Below are 17,830 nucleotides of genomic sequence, written 5' to 3' on the forward strand. Positions count from 1 at the left end.
CTGGGCCTTGCCCGGTGTTGTTCGGCCGACATTGTGCGGCGGCCGAAACACTACTCTGCCCGGACGGGCACGGATTCCTCGGCCGCCGCGGGCGCGGTCTCCGGGGGCTCGGCGGCCGTCCCTGTCGCCTCCTCGACGTCCTCGCGGGTGGCGCGGTACGGCGAGCGCCCACGACGCACGGTGCGCCAGATGCCGGACAGGAACAGGAGCGCCACGAGGCCCGCGGCGATCCAGGTGCCGACCTCTTCCCAGCCCGCGCGGACGCGGACCTGGAACGACGAGTCGTCGCTGATCTTGGCACCGGTCGGGGTCAGGACCTGCGCGGTCACCTCGACGTCGCCGGAGCCGATGGCGCGGACCGGTACCTGCACGTCCATATCCTGCCCGGCGGGGATGGTCTCCGTGCTGCGGTCGTCGACGGTGAGCCGCGGATGATCGGGGCGCAGCACCACCGTGACGGTCGCGTCCACGTCGAGCCCGTTGCGCACGCGCACCGGGATGTTGCCGACGTCGGTGATGAAGTTGATGTCCTGGCGCGGGACGACCGTCACGGACTTCTGCGTGAGGTTCTTCGACGAGCGCAGGGCTTGCCGCACGAACACCTCCCGGAGGCCTGGATCGCTGCGGTGCGCGACGGCGAGCGGAGCGACCAGGCGCGAGACGCCCGGCCGCCAGATCCGGCCGGGGTTCTCGGTGGCGACCGACGAGAACGTGACGACGGCGTCGCGCGCCCGCTCGAGCTCCGCCACCTGAGCCGCGCCGACCTCGGCCTTGGACGCCCGATGGTTCGGGAGTGGAATGCGGGGCACCTCCTGCGCGTCCTGCAGGAGCAGCGTGTTCAGGGTCGTGGTGTCGACCCAGTCGGCGTCGTCGAGCTCCTTGAGGATCGTGGACGCTGCCTCGGCGTCGGGCGTCCAGGTGCGCGGCGCAACGATCGACAGGCTCGGCGGGTCGAACGGCGTCTGGTTCACGACGGCGGCCGTCTCGGCCAGGAGGCGCTGCGTGCCCTCGGCCGTCGTGGTGCTGGTCGTGACCGACGTGTCGGTGCTGCTCTCGGTGGAGGAGGCGGTCTCGGCGCCCGACAGGTCGGTCGCCGAGAGGAAGGCCCCGGTGAGGATCGTGTCGGTCACGACCGCGCGCGCGGTCCCCGACGGGGTGTTGACGTCCGCCCGGCCCGTCACCGTGCCGGCACCCTCGTATCCCAGCCCGCCGCTGCCGACCACGATGTTCGGGCGATCGGCGTCGACCGCGAGGTCGAGGGTCTGGAGGTCGGGCACTATGCCGTCCGCAGGCCAGGCCAGGTTCGAGCTCCAGCTCTCCGGCACCTCCCAGTTGGCCGTGCGGGGTGCCTGGAGGAAGCTGCGCGGCCCGGTGGTGCGCACATTGGCGTGCGCGAGGGCGGCGAGGTCGGGGTCATGGTCGGGAAGCGCGTAGGTCGCGGTCTTCTCGGCCGCGGTCAGCATGCGCTCGGACCACTCCTTGAGGGACGCGTCGTCCGACGTGGCGGCGATACCCATGACGTCCGGGTCGATCGCCAGCGACAGGTTGGTCTGCTCCGCGACCTGCAGGACGCCGTCCAGCCGCTGGCCCGTGGCGGTGCGCTGTGCCAGCGCGATCTCCGCGGTGCTCGGGTCGGCGGGATCGGTGGGCGGGCTGGTCACCGCGGCCAGGACGCTGAGCTTCATGGGCTCACGCTCCAGGCCGTCGGCGTCGTACATGAGGAACGAGCGGGCGACGCCGAGGCGGCCCGTGGCGCCGTCGACGGCGATCGCGAGCCGGCGTGCGCCGAAGCCCCGCAGCGTCTGGGCCCCTGGGTCGTAGGTGAAGGTGACGTTCGTGGAGGCGCCGGGTGCCAGGTCCGGGATCGACTTCTGCTCCGGCACCCCCCTGGCCGGTTCGAGCAGGTCGGCCGTCGACCACTCGGCGATCTCCGAGCGCGACGTGAGCGCCTCGTAGTCGACGCTCATCTGCGCCACGGCGTCGGTCACCGGGGCGTCGGTCGTGTTGGTGACCTTCGCCCTGATGGTCACCTCGTCGCCGGGCTTCGCGATCGGGTGGGAGACGGCGACGACGGAGACCTTCACCGGTCCCTGTGCGGACGTCGTCGCGGGGAGGCTGCCGGCGACGGTCGTGCCGGCCGTGGCGCGATCCGCCGTCGGGCCGGTGGCGGACGCCGGGAGGACTGTCGACCCGACGAGCGCCACGACCGCCAGGAGCACGGCGCTGATCTTGCCGGTGCGGCGGGCCACCCGGTGGCGAGCGGGACTGCGGGAGAAGTCGGGGTGCTGCGTCATGGCAGGTCGGGGCGCTCCGTGGGGAAGGCGTCGGCGCGCAGCGCGTCCCGGAGGTTCCTCGAGGACTCGAGGAGGTCCAGGGCGGCAGCGGCCAGTCGCTGCTCGTTCGGGTACGACAGGCGTTCGGCGAGCTCGTCGATCCTGACCCAGAGAGCGTCCTCGGCTTCGCCGTCCGGATCGTTCTCCACGGTCAGGCGACCGCCCTCCGCGCGCAAGAGGTAATGGTGCACCACCTTGTGGACTCGCCGGTCCTCACCGGTGAACCAGTAGTCGATCACGCCCAGCTCCGCCTGGATGGAGCCACGGATCCCGGTCTCCTCGCGGATCTCGCGGATCGCCGCTTCCTGCGGCGTCTCGCGCCCCTCGAGGTGACCCTTGGGCAGGCACCACTCCAGCCGACCTGTGCGGTTTCGCCGCAGGAGCACCGCAGCACTGAAGTCCTCGGGGCTCTCCGGCCCGGACCGCAGCACCAGGCCGCCGGCGGACGTCTCGTCCACGATGGGGAGGTGGGCCGGGGCGGTCGTCGCGGCGCGCCGGGCAGGATTCACCCGCAAAGGCGCTCCGCCGGGTGGCGTTGGCACCTCCGGCCGACCGTCAGGACGGTCGCTCGCCGGAACAGGGGTGGACATGCCCCAACACTACCGACTGAGCACCGTTGGTCTGGTCAGGGGGTCGGGCGGTTTCGGGCAGGGTTCGGTTTCATTCGTCGGAGGGCCGTCTGTGGCGGTCAACGTGCTGTCAACATGTGAGCGGTCTGGGAGAATGGGCGGCTGTGTCTACCCCTGAGCAGGATCTGTTGCGGCGCGCGCTGGGCGTGCTGACCGAGATGGCGCCCAGCGCGCTCGAGCTGGGCGAGCAGTTTCGTGCCGCGGGGCACGAGCTGTCGCTGGTCGGCGGCCCGGTCCGGGACGCGTTCCTCGGCCGTACGAGCAACGACCTCGACTTCGCGACATCGGCGTCGCCGAGCCAGACGCAGAAGATCCTCGCGCGCTGGGGCGACGCGAACTGGGACATCGGCAAGGAGTTCGGCACCATCGGGGCGCGGCGGGGCGACGTCGTCGTCGAGGTGACGACGTACCGGACCGACAAGTACGACTCGGCGTCCCGCAAGCCGCTCGTCGAGTTCGGGGACACGCTCGACGGCGACCTGTCACGCCGGGACTTCACCGTGAACGCGATGGCGGTTCGGGTGCCAGACCTGACCTTCGTCGACCCGTTCAACGGCCTGAGCGACCTCGCGGCCAAGGTGTTGCGCACGCCGATCGCGCCCGAGCGCTCGTTCGACGACGACCCGCTGCGCATGATGCGCGCCGCCCGGTTCGCCGCCCAGCTGTCGTTTCACGTGGAACCGGGGACCCTCGCCGCGCTGGTCGCCATGGCCGAGCGGATCCAGATCGTGTCGGCCGAACGGGTGCAGGCGGAGATCACCAAGTTGCTCCTGAGCGGCAACCCTCGCGCCGGCCTCGAGGTACTGGTCGACACCGGACTAGCCGAGCAGGTGCTGCCCGAGCTGCCCGCGCTGCAGCTCGAGATCGACGAGCACCACCGGCACAAGGACGTCTACCAGCACTCGCTCACCGTGCTGGAGCAGGCCATCGCCCAGGAGACAGGGCCCGACGGCGCCGTGCCCGCCCCGGACCTGGTGCTACGGCTCGCCTCGCTGCTGCACGACATCGGCAAGCCGGCCACGCGCCGCTTCGAGCCCGGTGGCGGCGTGAGCTTCCACCACCACGAGGTCGTCGGGGCCAAGCTCACCGCCAAGCGGCTCAGGGCGCTCAAATTCGAGAAGCAGGTGGTCAAGGACGTGTCCCGGCTGGTGGAGCTGCACCTGCGGTTCCACGGCTACGGCGACGGTGTGTGGACGGACTCCGCCGTCCGCCGGTACGTCACCGATGCCGGCCCGCTCCTCGAGCGGCTGCACCGGCTCACCCGCGCCGACTCGACGACGCGCAACAAGCGCAAGGCCAAGCGGCTGTCCGACGCGTACACCGACCTGGAGAACCGGATCGCCACACTGCGCGAGCAGGAGGAGATCGACGCGATCCGGCCGGACCTCGACGGCACGCAGATCATGGCGATCCTCGGGATCTCGCCGTCGCGCGAGGTCGGTGAGGCCTACAAGTACCTGCTGAGCCTGCGCATGGAACGGGGCCCGCTGGGCGAGGAAGCTGCCACGGAAGAACTGAGGAAGTGGTGGGCCGACCGGTAGTCAGACGTGGGTCGGGTCGAAGAGCGCGCTGACCGACTCGCCGCTGTGGATACGGCGCACCGCCTCCGCGAACGCCGGCGCGACGCTGATGACCGTCAGCTTGTCGTGCGACAGCAGCCCGGTCGTCGGCACCGTGTTGGTCGTGACGATCTCGACCACGTCCGGGTCGGCCGCGATGCGGTGCGCTGAGTCGTTGGCGAAGATGCCGTGCGTGCAGGCGATCCGCACGGTGCGCGCGCCGTGCTCGCGGAGCAGGTCGAGGATGGCGATGATCGTGGACCCGTTGGCGATCTCGTCGTCGAGCACGATGATGTCGCGGCCCGTCACGTCCCCGATCAGCGACGTGATCTCGACCCGGTCGCCGTCGAACCGCTCCTTCGCGGCCGCCGCGACCGGGATACCCAGCATCTTGGCGAACGCCGACGCGCTCTTCGCGTTGCCGAGATCGGGGGAGACCACCGTGGCCTTGGAGAGGTCGCTCGGCAGGAAGTGCGCGGCCAGCTCCCGCAGCGCATTGAGCTGATCGGTCGGCACCCGGAAGAACGAGTGCACCTGCGGAGCGTGCAGCGTCATCGTCAGGATGCGGTTCACGCCCGCCGTCTCCAGCAGGTCCGCGACGAGCCGGCCGCCGAGCGAGATCCGCGGCGCGTCCTTCTTGTCCGAGCGCGCGTACGCGAAGTGCGGCATGACGGCGGTAATCCGCGCCGCCGACGCGCCCTTGGCGGCGTCGATCATCAGCAGGAGCTCCATCAGGCTCTCCTGCGCGGGCCGCACCACGGACTGCACGAGGTAGACGTCGCGTTCGCGGCAGTTCTCCAGGAGCTGGACCTGCAGGCAGTCGTTCGCGAAGCGCTGGATGGAGATCGGGCTCAGCGGTACGTCGAGATCAGCGCACATCTCGTAAGCGAAGCGCTGACCTCCGGTACCAGCAAAGACCCGCACCTCGGCCATGGCTGGAGTCTACGGAACGACGAGCCCACATGCCTACAGCAATGATTCAAAAGTCCGGAAACTAGTAAAGCGCCGCCCGGAGCCACGGACCGGTCATCAGACGGCATCATGGATCCCGTGAGCCTCACCGACTGGCAGTCCTGGGAACCGTTCGTCGAGGCGCTACGTCGGTCCGCGCCGCCCGGGACGGAGATCAGCGAGTTCGTGGGCACCGTCGGTCGTGGCGCATGGCAGGGTACCTACCTGGACGACGGCGACCCCGACGCGCGCCGGGACAACTTCCGAGTGCTCGCACGCGAAGCGGCGAAGACCGGCGGCAGAGGTCCCAAGGCCGACCTCGACGACGCGCTCCGGGCAGTCGCCGAGCTCTCGCCCGACGTCGAGCGTCCCGTGCGGGTCCGCGCCGGCGTGCGGCCCGACGGTGATGTGGTCGAGCTGATCGCTCTGTCGTCCGCCGTCGTCTCGGGGCCGGGTGCTCCGGTGCTCGAGGTCGTGCTGGAGCCCGGAGCGCTTCCGCCGCGGTACCGCGAGACGATCGCGCCGTCCCCGGACGCCGCCCCGGCGTTGTCGGCCGATCCGGACGTCGTGCGGCGGGTGATCGCGGACCGGATGCCTGGCGCCGTCGGCGCGGCACCCGAGGAGATCGCCGCCGCCGAGGCCGCTCTGCCCGACGGCGTCCGGCTGCCGGAAGAGGTGCGCGCCCTGTATGCCACGGCCGGGTCGGGCAACCTGAAGCTCGGAGCCGACGCCGGTCAGTTCAGCGGGTTCGAGATCGTGCCGCTGAGCGGCAGCTTCCTCCGGGAGGCGTTCCTGCCTGCCGCTCGCTTCAGCACCTGGACCGCCGACGCCGGGACGTCCGCGCCCCAGGATCCGGAGGGGCGGGTGCAGACGGCGATCGGCTCGCCGCTCTGGTTCCCCGTCGGGACCGACGGCGCCGGCAACGTCTATGCCGTCGACCTCGCGCCGGGGGAGAACGGGCACCTGGGGCAGCTCGTGTTCCTGGACCACGAGCTGCACGCCGGGGCGGCGTATCGCGCAGAGAGCCTGGCCGCGCTGCTGACGGGGCGGACGGCAGGCTCGGCGGAACCGTCGCACGGGGCGAGCCGGACGGAGCGGGGTCCCGACAAGCTCGACGAGCAGGCAGAGTTCATGAACCTCGAGCCCGCTGAATGGACCGAACGGCTCGACGCCGGAACTGTCCCGGACACGCTCAAGGCAGCCGGCTTCGTACCCGACCGCGCGCACCCGCCGGCCCTGACCGAGACGATCACCGTGGCGAACCGGCTGCTCGAGCTGCGCGGGCTGGCGCCGATCGAGGTCACCACCGTGCGGCGTCCGCACGTTGGGGGCCGGGAGGCGTGAGCCAGATACGGCGAGGGCGGGAACCCTGGTCTGGGTTTCCGCCCTCGTCATGCCTACGGCCGGTGGCCAGTCAGATCAGTGACCGCCCTGGAACTCGCCGTCGGTCTCAGGACGCTTGATCAGCGTCGCCAGCCCGATGGTCAGCGCCATCAGGACGGCGCCGATCCCGAAGGCCAGGCCCGCGCCGCCTGCCATGCCCTGCGCGGCGGACGACCCGCCCTCGGTCAGGGACGCCGACCGGATCGTCATGATCGCGATGAACAGCGCGGTACCAGCGGCACCCGCCACCTGCTGCACCGTGTTGATCGTCGCCGAACCGTGCGAGTACTGGTGCGGCTTGAGCACCCCGAGCGCTGCGCTGAACAGCGGTGTGAACACGGAGGCCAGACCGATCATGAGCAGGATGTGCGCGCCGAGGATGTACAAGATCGACGTCGTGGGCGAGATGAACGCGAACGCGCCGATCGCCACGGTGACGACCGCCGTGGCGGGGATCATGATCGGCCGCGGGCCGAACCGGTCGTACCACCGCCCGACCACCGGGCCGAGCACGCCCATCGCCACACCACCCGGCAGCATGAGCAGGCCGACGGTCAGCGGCGCCATACCCAGAGCTTCCTGCAGGACGAGCGGCAGCACGATCATCGTGCCGAACATCGCCATCATCGAGATCGCCATGATCGCGACCGCCACGCGGAAGTTCGACTCGAGGAACGTGCGCAGGTCGAGCAGCGCGGATTCGGTGCGCTGCCGTGCGATCTGCCGCCAGATGAATAGACCGAGCACCGCGAGGCCCACCGCGAGCGGGATCCACGGGTTGACCGGTGCGGCGTGCTGCGCGGCCTCGCCGAGGCCCGAGAGGCCCCAGACCACTCCGCCGAACGCGACCAGCGCGAGCAGCAGGGACAGCGGGTCGAGGTGGTGCGTGTCCTTGTCGGACACGTCGCGGATCCAGAGGATGCCCGCGACCAGGGCGAGCGCGGAGATCGGCAGCACGACGCCGAACACGCCGCGCCAGCCCAGCGGCTCCAGGACGGCACCCGACAGTGCCGGGCCGAGCGCCGGCGCGAGTGCGATCACCAGCGTCACGTTGCCCATGATCCGGCCGCGCATGTGCGGTGGGACGATCGTCATGATGGTCGTCATGAGCAGCGGCATCATGATCGCCGTGCCCGTTGCCTGCACGACACGCCCGGTCACGAGGATCAGGAAGCCCGGTGCGATCATCGCGAGCGCGGTGCCGAGCGTGAACAGGGACATCGCCAGCAGGTAGGCACCGCGCGTGCCCAGCCGGTTGATGAGGAACCCTGTCGCCGGGATGACCACGGCCATCGTCAGCATGAACGCGGTGGTGAGCCACTGGCCGGTCGTGGCGGTGACGCCGAGGTCGGCCATGATCGGCGGCAGCGCTACCGACATCGTGGTCTCGTTGAGGATGACGGTGAACGCGCTCGCCATGAGGAGCGCGATGGCCCGGAAGTGGCCGGGAGCCAGCTTGTCGCTGCGGGACTCGACGGGTGCTTCGATCGCGGTGTCGCCCGAGGAGGGCTGGTTGCCAGGTGGATCGCTCAGGTGGTCGGACGTGTCGATCGTTTCGGTACTCATATAAGCCTTGCCCTCTCGGTACGGTGCGCGCGGGCCGAGATCGAGAGCGACACTGCACACGACCTACGTCTAACGACGCCGGACCATCGTCGGGTATTCCCGCCGACGATCGCGACCTGTTTTTATCGACGTCTGCGGTCAGCAGAAATCATCGGTCCGAGGGAATGTGCTGCGTCAGTTCCCTGTCGCGTCCGCGGGCTCCACGTCGTCCTGCGCGTCGCCGGGCGCGACCGACTCCATGACCGGCGCGGCCACGCCGAGGGTCACGCCCTGCCCCGCCATGAACGGCTCCGGGTCCACCGCCTGCCCGTTCATCCGCACCTCGTAGTGCAGGTGGCAGCCCGACGACGTGCCGGCGCCCGCCGGGTCGATGCGGGAGTCACCGCCCATCGAGGCGATCTGCTGCCCGGCCTGCACGGTGTCGCCGACCCGCACCACGTTGGTGCCGGTGAGGAGGTGGCCGTACGTCGAGTCGAGGCCCATGCCGTGCTCGATGCGGATCGTGTTGCCCGTGCCCCAGCCGGTCGCGCCGGAGATCACCACGCGCCCCGCGGCCGCCGCGTACACCGGGGTGCCGCACGCCGCCGCGATGTCCTGCCCCAGGTGGTACGTCGACGCCCCGGCGATGCCCGTGCTGCGCGGGCCGAACCCGGACGCCTTGGTCCCGACCGCCGGGTTGGCCCACCCGCCGGCGCCGACAGCCGCCTGGCCGATCGAACCGCTCATGCAGGGCGCACCCGCCGCGGCGCCCTGGATGGACTGGGACAGCGCAGCGAGGTCCTCCTCGTCCGCCCCGCTGACGAGCTGCATCACCGTCAGGGCCTGGTCCCAGTACTGCTGGTAGTGGTACGGGTCTGCGTTCCGCTGCGCCTTGTGTGCCGCGATGGTCGGCTCGAGCGTCTCCCAGCCGGTCACCGCGAGCAGGCGGTCGTAGAACCGGCCGGACGACTGGACCGGGTCGAGCCGCTCCTCAACCGTGCCGTACCACTTCTGTTCCTGGAACATGCCGATCGAGGAGGTCAGCGTGCCGTCGGGGTTGCGCACGCCGAAGCGGTCGTCGCCGTAGGACAGGTTGCGCATGCCGGACTCGCCCAGGGCGGTCATCACCGCGATCGCCTGGGCCCGGCCCGGAACGCCGCGCTCCTGGCCGACCTGCAGGATCACGGAGGCGTTCTGCAGCTGCTCGCCCGTGAAGCCGCCGGCCGAGGTGGCCGGGTCACCCGCGGGCACCACGGAGGCCGACAGGCTGCAGCTGTTCTGCGACTGGTTCTCGCTGACCGCGCCGCCGACCAGCACGACCATGGCGATCACCGCCGCGGGCACCGCCAGGACGGCGGCGGCCAGCACGGCCAGCACGAGCACGGCGCGCCTGGTCGCGTCGTCCTTCTTCCTGCCCGGACGTCCTCCGCGCGACCGGACGGCCTGTGTCGCGACCCGTGTCGCGAGCCCGGCGGCGCTCCGCCCGCTCACGACCCCTCCGGAGGCCTGATCTGCTCGGCCAGCCAGGGTGCCGCGCCGTCGGCCCGGGTCAGGAGGACCGTGTAGGGGCCGATGTCGGTGGGCACCGCGACCTCGGCGAGCAGGGTGGACGTCTCGTCGGTGACCTCGGGCGCGCCGGTCACCTCGGTGACGGGTACGAGCCGCGGGTCGACGTCCTGGTAGACCGGCTGCGCCTGCGGCGTGAGCAGCGGTTTGAGCCCGTCCCACCAGGCCGTCGCCGTCTGGTCGGTCGCGGCGAACGCCGTCATGGTCGCGAGGGCGGCCTCGCGCGCGGCCGTCCGGACGGCGTCGTCCCACGTCGCCTCGACCGGCTCGCTGGGCGCCGTCTCGTCGAACTCCGGTTCGGCCGTCACCTCGACGGCGGGATCGCCGGCCTCCGGCTCACCCTCGACCTCCTCGGTGGCGGTCGCGTCGCCCGCCTGGTCGTCCGGTGTGCCCACGGGATCGTCGAAGTCGTCCTGACCTCTCGGAGTGACGACGCCGGAGCTCTCCTGCGCGGTGGGGTCGATCGGGCCACCCTCGCGGGGCCAGCCGATCCAGGTCCCGATCGCGAGGGCGATCACCGTGATCGTCACGACGACTGCTCGTTTCATCAGCGGCCCAGCCCTCGCATCTGGCGCCGGCCCGGATTGTGCACGATGGCCGACGGTTGCGGCGCACCGGCCTGCGGAGCACCCTGGCGTGCGGCGTTGAGCGACTCCGCCAGCCGGGCCGCGCTCTGCGACCGCTCGCCGCGCCGGCCGAGGCCACGCGCCGCGCCGAGGATCTGCTTGGCCTGCTTGGTCTTGCGCACCACGCTGAGCGCCTTGGAGGCGCCAGCCGCGGCTGCGGACGTGCCGCCGCTCGTCACCATGGCACCCGCCTGCAGCGCTATCGACGTCCCCGCGCGGCGCGCGCTGCCCAGCCGGTCGCTGAGGCGTTCGCCGGCCGTGGGCGGCAGGTGCGGGCCGGGTTCGTTCGACGCCTTCTCGCCGGCGTTCGACCCGTCCGCCGGTGGGTCCGCGCCGGGGCGTCCGTCGGGCGAACCGTCCTGGACCGCGCGTGCCGCCGTGGTCCAGGCGTTGCCGCCGCCACTCCCGTCGGTCGGGACGCCGTTGGACCCGGCGGGAGCGCCGGAGCCGTCGACCGGGATGGGCACGGTGCGGTTGTCGTCGCCGGCCACGCCGCCGGTGGTGCTGCCGACCGAGCCGCCGCCCGGTGTCCCGTCCATGGTGGAGGGGCCCGCGGCGGGCACGTCGTCGCGATCGACGTCGACGGCGTTGCCGTGCGGCTGCACGGGTGCCGGGCCGAGCCCGACGCCCGCCCACTCCCTTGCCTTGTTGTAGCGGTCGCGCCACTTCGCGGTGCCGTCCCACGGCATCGCGGCGGGCTCGCCCACCTGCGAGGGGACGCCGGCGGCGGCCAGCTTGTCCGCGAGGCCGCGCAGGGCCGCCCGCACGCTGGCACCCATGAGCACGTAGAAGACGGCGCCCGCGATGACCAGCGTGTTGAACAGGTACAGCCGCACGAGGAAGGGCAGGCCGCTCGTGGCGTCGTAGAAGCCGAGCAGGATCTTCATCCACGCGACCAGGAACATCGTGGCCATCGCGACGAGGATGCAGCCGAAGAGCACACTCGCGAAGGTGCGGAACAGCTGGGCGCGGGTGCCGCTGGAGATGACACCGACGGGGAGCTGCCAGAGCAGCTTGATCGCCGACCAGCCGAGAAGCACCACCGCGAAGATGGTGCCGCCCACGATCACCACGGACAGCAGCAGGAACACGAACCCCGTGGTGAGCAGGCTCAGCGTGGAGACGACGGTACCGGCGTCGACGGTGGACGCCGCCTCCTGGTACGCGTCGTCGCAGCCGCCGATCGCATCGACGGCGTCCTCCCGGCCGACGTTCTCGGTGTACGTGTCCTCGCAGCCCGTGCCGTCGATGACCGAGCCGTAGTTGATGATCTGGTGCGGGACGCGGAGCAGCGTGTCCACGAGCTGGCCCTTGAGCCCGTCGCGGATGACCGTGGAGTCCTGCTCGAACGAGGCACCCTCGGTGGCGAAGCCGGTGGCGATGTCCATGCCGGCGTCGCGCGACTGGATGATGACGCCCTGGTCGCCGCCGATGGTCGCCATCGGGTTGGCGAGGAAGGTGGTGGCCAGGGCGGCGATGAGGCAGCCGATGAGCAGCTCCATGAACCCGCCCGCGTACCGGCCCTTGAGCAGCCAGAAGCCCACGACGAACGCCAGGATGATGAGCATCAGGTTGAGCAGGCCGATCTGCGCGATCATGCCCTGCACGATGATGCTCAGCCCGGCCAGCGGCGCCAGGAGGTAGCCCAGCCAGTCCATGCCGAGCACCCAGTCGAGCACCCAGACCTGCACGGCGACCATGTCGCGGTACCAGACCCAGAACATGCCGGCGAGGGTCGAGAAGATCTCGGAGTCGACGTTCAGCGGGTTCCACGGCGAGCCCGTGTCCCACTGGAGCGTGAACCGGTCGACGGCCACGCCCTGGGTGTCCTCCAGATTCAGCCCACCCTGTGGATCGGCCATCGGGAGGGGCGCTAGCCCGATCATGCCCCGATCACCGCACCGGTGGAGCTGGTCGGCGTCGTCTTCACGGTCTCGGCGCGCGTCTCCACCAGCGGCGCCATGACCTTGGCCCGGCCGTACCGGGCCTGGAAGTCCCGGATCAGGCACTCGCCGCGGCGCTCCTCGACCACGCCGACGGCGGCGTCCGTCACCGGGGCGGTGCCCTCGGTGATGAGCTTGACCAAGCCCTCGTCCACGGGCGCGTCGTGTGACAGGCCGTGCAGCCAGCGCAGGCCGCGGCGGGCCAGGTTCGCGTCGCGGTGGCGCAGCAGCACCCGGAACGGGATCAGCCCGCGCACGACCTCGTTGCCGAAGTCCTCCTCGGCGTCGTGGCTGCCGAGCAGGAGTGCGGCCTTGTGCTTACGGCCGTCCCGGATGAACGTGCCGATCTCCTCGGCCGCCTCGGGTGACGACATGGTCTTGGACGCCTCGTCGGCGGCGAAGATGTCGAGCCGTGAGCGGTCCGCGAAGCAGCGGTACCTGGCCAGGGCGGCGATGAGCGCGAACGTGGCGCGGCCGAACACCTTCTCGGCCTTGAGCTCGGCGAACAGGTGGCCGTGCTCCATGTCGGCCCGCGAGGGCAGCTGCATCTTGTGCGTGTGCAGCACGATCGCCGGCGAGCTCAGGTCAAGCGGTGGCAGGGTGTCGTCGAAGAGGGCGCGCCCGAAGTCGAGCTCGGAGAAGATCCGCATCTCGTCGGCGAGCAGCTTGGCGCCCGGGTACTCGCAGTCCGTCTCGAGGTGCCGCGCGAGCGAGCCGAGCGACGTGATCTTGTGGCGCCACATGTACTCGGTCTGCAGCACCTTGGACAGCAGGACGTTCTGCTCGGACTTGGTCTGCACAGACAGCAGCACGGTGATGAAGGACCGGGCGACCCGCGGCGCCTGCGCGGGCGGCAGGATGCGCAGCGGGTCCATGGAGACCGTCGCGTCCTCGGAGATCTCCACGACCTGCGAGCCGGGGATCTCGGACACGGCGATGCCCCACTCACCCATCTCCGTGTGGTCCACCGCCATGAGCGTGGCGCCCATGTCGACGTTGTCCATGGCCACGGTCTTCATGCTGACCGATTTGCCCGATCCGAGCTCCCCGACGAACCCCATCGCGAGCGCGACGTCCAGCTTGTCTGTGGCACCCGCCAGGTTCACGAACACCGGGTTCGGCCGGGCGGCCCCGTTCGAGATCTCCAGGGCGAACAGTGCGCCGGAGGTGTCGCCCAGCTCCGTCGTCGCGAACGGCACCGCGGCCGAGAACGCCCGCGCCGTCGTGATCTGCGAGTACTCCCGCACCGCGCGCGGCGTCGGCATGCCGGGCAGGGTGGCCTCGAAGAGCGTCGGCTGGATGGTGGGGTCGGTCCGCAGCGAGAACTGCATGGCGGCGAAGTACTTGGTGAGGTCGCGGGCGTCGTCGAGCGCCTGTTCGGGGGTGTTGCCCGAGACCGTGAACATCGTGGTGGCGTCGACCTCCACCTCGAGCTCGTCGGCGTCCATCACCGCCTGGTACTCGCCCAGCGCCCGCGCCGTCGTGTCCAGGGACGACCCGGCGCGCTCCTCCTCGGAGCGCTGGTCGAACTGGTCGTTCAGGGTGCGCACCGCGCGGCGGTTGCGGTTGGTCACCTCGTCGCGCGAGCGCACGGTCATGCGGATCGCCCAGTCGCAGGGCACGCCGGACTCGTCGACGCGCCCGATCCACTCGCACCCCGGGTAGATGATCCCGCCCGACGGCGTATCGCTCACCACGAGCGTCGTCTGGTAGGAGGCGAGGTCGGGGTTGGTGGGGTCCAGGACCTTCACGTAGGGCCGCTTCAGGATCTGCAGCGGGCCCAGCTTCTTCTCGGAGTCGGTCTGCCCGGCCGGGTCCACCAGCGCGGACGGCAGCACCGACGGCCCCGACAGGTGCATCTCCGCGTCCAGCGAGCCGTCGACGGGCACCGCGGTGTCGAGCCCGAGGCCACGCTGCATCGCGTGCCCGAACATCCACGCCATCTCGGCCACCGTCGCCGGCCGCGGGTCGAACGCGGAGGGCATCTCCTTGCGCAGTGCCTCCGCCTGTGCGGCCCGTTCGCCGATCGCGTGCCTGCCGGGCACGGAACGGGGCATCATCAACGTGTCCTGCAGCGTGGTCCAGCTCGCGTGCAGCGGCTCCATGAACGCCTTCGCGCCCGGGTTCGCCAGGGGCGCGGCGATCCAGTGGACCCGCCGGCCGATCGGGATCTGCTCCAGGAAGTCGAGAGTGGCCTCGCACTCCGCGGCCCACGCCTCGCGCTCGGTCAGGTCGACACCCTCGATCATCGAGAGCACCACCGACGCCGGGTCGGTGGCCGCCGTCAGGCCGAGGTGCAGGGACTCTCCCCGCAGCGCGCGGTACAGCGCGGTGTGGTGCCGCCGGGCGGCGTGCTTCTTGTCGTCGGGCTGGAATGCGTACGGCACGGGTGACACGCGCCAGACCGCCCACACGGTCCCGGTGCGGGTCCACATGAGGCCGTCGGTCAGGGCCGAGATGTGGCTCAGCATGGGGGCTCAGTCCTCTCGCGGGGTGGTGGGTGCTGTGCTGCTGGTGGAGTCGTCGGTGTTCTGGAGCTTCCCGGCGAGCAGCTTCCCGACGCCGGTCAGGTCGGCGCTCCTGCGGTCGTCCGCCACCGTGGCGGCCGCCGCTGCCCAGTCCGCCGGGGAGCGCCTGTCCGGTTGGGTCCGGGGTTGCGGCTCCGGTGCCGACTCGGGCGCCGGCTGGAGCTGCCTGCCCTCGTACGTGGCGTCCGCGGGACCCCGCCCGGTCAGCGCCGGCAGGAGCTCGGTCGGGATGGGCCGGATCTCCACCACGCGCGCCGGCTCGGCCGGTCGCGGCGCTTGCCGGACCTGTCCGCTCGCGGGCTCGGTGGGCCGCGCGGCGACGGTGGGCGACGGGGGAAGGACGACCATCACCCGGTGGGTCATCAGGCGCGGCTTGGGCAGTGCGACCTGCCCGCCGACCAGACGCCCCGGGCTGGAGGTCAGGTTCATCGCGTCCATGACGAACGCGATGGGGTTGCGGCCGCTGCTCGGGAGCTTGCCCGTGGCCCAGACGACGCCGACGACCACCCCGACGGCGACCACGATGTTCATGAAACCGCCCAGCTGCGCCCACAGCGGAGCTGTCTTCCACAGCGTGAACGCCACCACGGCGCCCGCTCCGACCTGGGTGATCGTGTACGGGCCACCCCAGATGCGCCCGCCGCTGGGTAGCTTCCCCACCAGCATGGGGATGCGTCGGGCCTTCGTGTAGAACTTCGCGGTCTCGGTCACCGGACACCCTCCTCACCACGTGCCGGGCGCGCGAACGCGCCCACCTGACCAACCCTGCGCCGTGCCCTCAGCGTCGTGCCCATACGTCGTGCCCTGTCGCCCCCTGGACCGTCAGAGGACTGTCTGCGTGTTCACGATCGCCGGAGCCGAGTTGAACTCGTCCCGGGCGAGGTCGGAGGTGACGTTGATGCCGCCGTTCACGAGCCACAGGACTATGCCGCCGACGATCGCGGACATCAGGATCGCCGCGATCGACATCTTGGTCTTCACCGCGGTGATGACGACCATGAGGATGACGACGACGAAGGTCACCGACTCGATAGCACTCTTGACCTCCTCGGACTTCACGGTGATGAGGTCGAGGAAGCCGGCCATAACGATCTCGTTGGTCATGATTTTCTCCTTCGCTACTCCCCGGCGGTGCCGGGGTCGATCGTGCCGGATGGCGTGGTGTCGATACGGACGGCCGGCTCGAGGCCGGCAACCTCCCAGCGGCCGTCACGCCCACGGAGCGTGAGGACGTACTGGGCGGTGGTCTTGTCGCCGTCGAGCCGGGTGAGCTCGGCGGTGATCAGGGCGTGGGTTCCGTCGTTGTCGGCCGGGTCCTCCGTGACCTCGTGCGTCCCCTTGATGTCGGTCACGGTCACGGCTGCGTACGGGGCGGGGGTGATCGCCGAGATGGAGGTACCGGGGCGCAGGTAGCGCGTGATCTCGCCCTCGCCGGCGATCATCGCCGTGAGGAACCCGGCGGCGGACTGACCGGCGCCCGACGTCGGAGAGATGGTCTCGGGGTAGTCGAGGTTCGGCGGCTCGGCGGCGGCCGCCGGCCCGGGCACGGGGGAGGGCAGCGCGAGGGCGGTCACGGCCAGGTTCGGCCCGGACCACTCGGTCTCGGTGCGGTCCACCAGCACCGGCACCTGGAAGTAGCGGCGCACCCAGACGAGCGGCACCTCCGCCTCCTTGTCGGCCTTACCGGTACCGCCCGACGCCGGCGGCGTCGAGCCGGGGGCCGGCTCCGCGACGTCCACGCCGACCGTCACCGACCACACGCCGTCCTCCGCCTGCTCGACCTGGGCCACCGACGAGTCGCGGATGGTCAGACCCTCCTGGGGGAGAGAGCCGACCGGGGCGCTGGTCAGGGACGCGATCAGCTGCTGGTCGTCGGCATCCGCCCGCAGCCAGGTCTCCACGAGCTCGACGGCCCGCTCGCTGGCGGCGGCGGTCTCGGCCGAGACCGCCGCGCCGCCGGCCGTGGCGACCGGGGCGGGCTCGGGCCGCAGCGCGGTCCACACGAGGGCGGCGGGACCGGCGAGCAGAGCCAGCGCGAGCAGGGCGCCCCAGGCCTTGGTCACCAGGGCAGGTCCGTTGGACCACTCCACCACCTGCGGGGGCTGGCTCTCGCCGTCACCGCCGCCCGACGACGATGGGGGCGTCGTGGGCTGGTCGGGTCCGCCGGCCCAGGGCGAGGCGGGACTGGAAGCGCCGTCGGCCGGGGCGGGCAGCTCGGCCGGCTTGGCCGCCTTCTTGCCGCGCCGGCGGACGAGGAGCGAGCTCATCGCGTACGCACCTCGTTCTGCAGGTCCGCCCGGATGCGCTCGCGGGCCTCACGGGCGCTACGCACCCGGGGACTGTCGAGCGCCTCGGTCAGGCGAGCCGTCGTGTCCTCCTCGCCGAGGGGATCCTCGGAGAGGGAAGCGATGAGGTCGGCGACCACGGGCGCCACCTCGCCGCGGGCTGCGTGCACCTCGGCGGTGTCCCGGAGCAGGGACCACGTGTGGTCGAAGTCCGGGGCTTCGGGATCCGCACTGCGGACGCCCGCGCTGCCGAGGTCGGTGCTGCCGAGTCCGGCGCCGGGCGCCTGGTCGAGCTCGTCCTTGCTCATCTCGCCTCTCCCGTTTCTCCGTCTCTTGCGTCTGCTGAGCACAAATGGCAGGTGACGAGTTCGTGTGACATCGGTAGTCCCCGGGTTTTGGCTGACTGTGACGCAGGTCACACCAGAGCAAACCGAGCGGGCAACAGTGGCGGGCAACACCCTCTCGGTGGACTCGGGGCTGAA

Annotated in this window: 14 protein-coding genes; 2 read left to right on the forward strand and 12 right to left on the reverse strand. The window is 71.2% G+C overall.

Annotation, left to right across the window (positions count from 1 at the left end; genetic code table 11):
* Positions 1–50 precede the first annotated feature (50 nt).
* A complete protein-coding gene (locus EW117_RS13960) occupies positions 51–2,294 on the reverse strand; it encodes a DUF6049 family protein (protein ID WP_129787335.1) in 2,244 nt (747 codons plus the stop codon).
* Positions 2,291–2,842, reverse strand: a complete 552-nt coding sequence (locus tag EW117_RS13965; protein ID WP_129787336.1) for an NUDIX hydrolase — start codon at positions 2,840–2,842, stop codon at positions 2,291–2,293. Before EW117_RS13965 ends, EW117_RS13960 begins: the two co-directional genes overlap by 4 nt.
* 224 nt (positions 2,843–3,066) lie before the next feature.
* Between EW117_RS13965 and EW117_RS13970 the strand changes: the two genes are divergently transcribed.
* Positions 3,067–4,503, forward strand: coding sequence for a CCA tRNA nucleotidyltransferase (locus EW117_RS13970; RefSeq protein ID WP_129787337.1), 1,437 nt, complete (start codon positions 3,067–3,069; stop codon positions 4,501–4,503).
* Here the strand turns inward: EW117_RS13970 and EW117_RS13975 are convergent, their stop codons facing one another.
* Entirely contained in the window at positions 4,504–5,454 is a 951-nt protein-coding gene (locus EW117_RS13975; RefSeq protein ID WP_129787338.1) for a ribose-phosphate diphosphokinase, read from the reverse strand.
* Between the two features lie 117 nt (positions 5,455–5,571).
* On the opposite strand from EW117_RS13975, the gene EW117_RS13980 reads away from it, so the two are divergent.
* Positions 5,572–6,816, forward strand: a complete 1,245-nt coding sequence (locus tag EW117_RS13980) for an SMI1/KNR4 family protein (protein ID WP_165362690.1) — start codon at positions 5,572–5,574, stop codon at positions 6,814–6,816.
* Positions 6,817–6,891: 75 nt separating this feature from the next.
* Here the strand turns inward: EW117_RS13980 and EW117_RS13985 are convergent, their stop codons facing one another.
* The 9 genes from EW117_RS13985 to EW117_RS14025 all read right to left on the reverse strand — a co-directional run bounded on the left by EW117_RS13985 (position 6,892) and on the right by EW117_RS14025 (position 17,656).
* Complete coding sequence (locus EW117_RS13985) at positions 6,892–8,421, reverse strand: MDR family MFS transporter (RefSeq protein WP_129787340.1); 1,530 nt, start codon at positions 8,419–8,421, stop codon at positions 6,892–6,894.
* Positions 8,422–8,595: 174 nt separating this feature from the next.
* Positions 8,596–9,891 (reverse strand): M23 family metallopeptidase, encoded by a 1,296-nt coding sequence (locus EW117_RS13990; RefSeq protein WP_129787341.1) that lies wholly within the window; start codon positions 9,889–9,891, stop codon positions 8,596–8,598.
* Positions 9,888–10,496, reverse strand: coding sequence for a hypothetical protein (locus EW117_RS13995; protein ID WP_129787342.1), 609 nt, complete (start codon positions 10,494–10,496; stop codon positions 9,888–9,890). The genes EW117_RS13990 and EW117_RS13995 overlap by 4 nt, the downstream gene beginning before the upstream one ends.
* 17 nt (positions 10,497–10,513) lie before the next feature.
* The gene (locus EW117_RS14000) at positions 10,514–12,454 is read right to left on the reverse strand and encodes a hypothetical protein (protein ID WP_129787343.1); all 1,941 of its coding nucleotides are present in this window, start codon (positions 12,452–12,454) and stop codon (positions 10,514–10,516) included.
* 20 nt (positions 12,455–12,474) lie between these two features.
* On the reverse strand, positions 12,475–15,006 hold the full coding sequence (locus EW117_RS14005; RefSeq protein ID WP_129787344.1) for an ATP-binding protein: 2,532 nt from the start codon (positions 15,004–15,006) through the stop codon (positions 12,475–12,477).
* Between the two features lie 6 nt (positions 15,007–15,012).
* A complete protein-coding gene (locus EW117_RS14010; RefSeq protein WP_129787345.1) occupies positions 15,013–15,774 on the reverse strand; it encodes a hypothetical protein in 762 nt (253 codons plus the stop codon).
* A 111-nt stretch (positions 15,775–15,885) separates the two neighbouring features.
* The gene (locus EW117_RS14015) at positions 15,886–16,167 is read right to left on the reverse strand and encodes a hypothetical protein (protein ID WP_129787346.1); all 282 of its coding nucleotides are present in this window, start codon (positions 16,165–16,167) and stop codon (positions 15,886–15,888) included.
* A gap of 14 nt (positions 16,168–16,181) precedes the next feature.
* The gene (locus EW117_RS14020) at positions 16,182–17,330 is read right to left on the reverse strand and encodes a conjugal transfer protein (RefSeq protein WP_129787347.1); all 1,149 of its coding nucleotides are present in this window, start codon (positions 17,328–17,330) and stop codon (positions 16,182–16,184) included.
* Positions 17,327–17,656: a hypothetical protein gene (locus tag EW117_RS14025; protein WP_129787348.1), complete on the reverse strand. Its 330-nt coding sequence runs from the start codon at positions 17,654–17,656 to the stop codon at positions 17,327–17,329. Before EW117_RS14025 ends, EW117_RS14020 begins: the two co-directional genes overlap by 4 nt.
* Positions 17,657–17,830: the final 174 nt, after the last annotated feature.

Source organism: Promicromonospora panici (genome assembly GCF_900608595.1).
In the GTDB taxonomy this organism is placed as follows: domain Bacteria; phylum Actinomycetota; class Actinomycetes; order Actinomycetales; family Cellulomonadaceae; genus Promicromonospora; species Promicromonospora panici.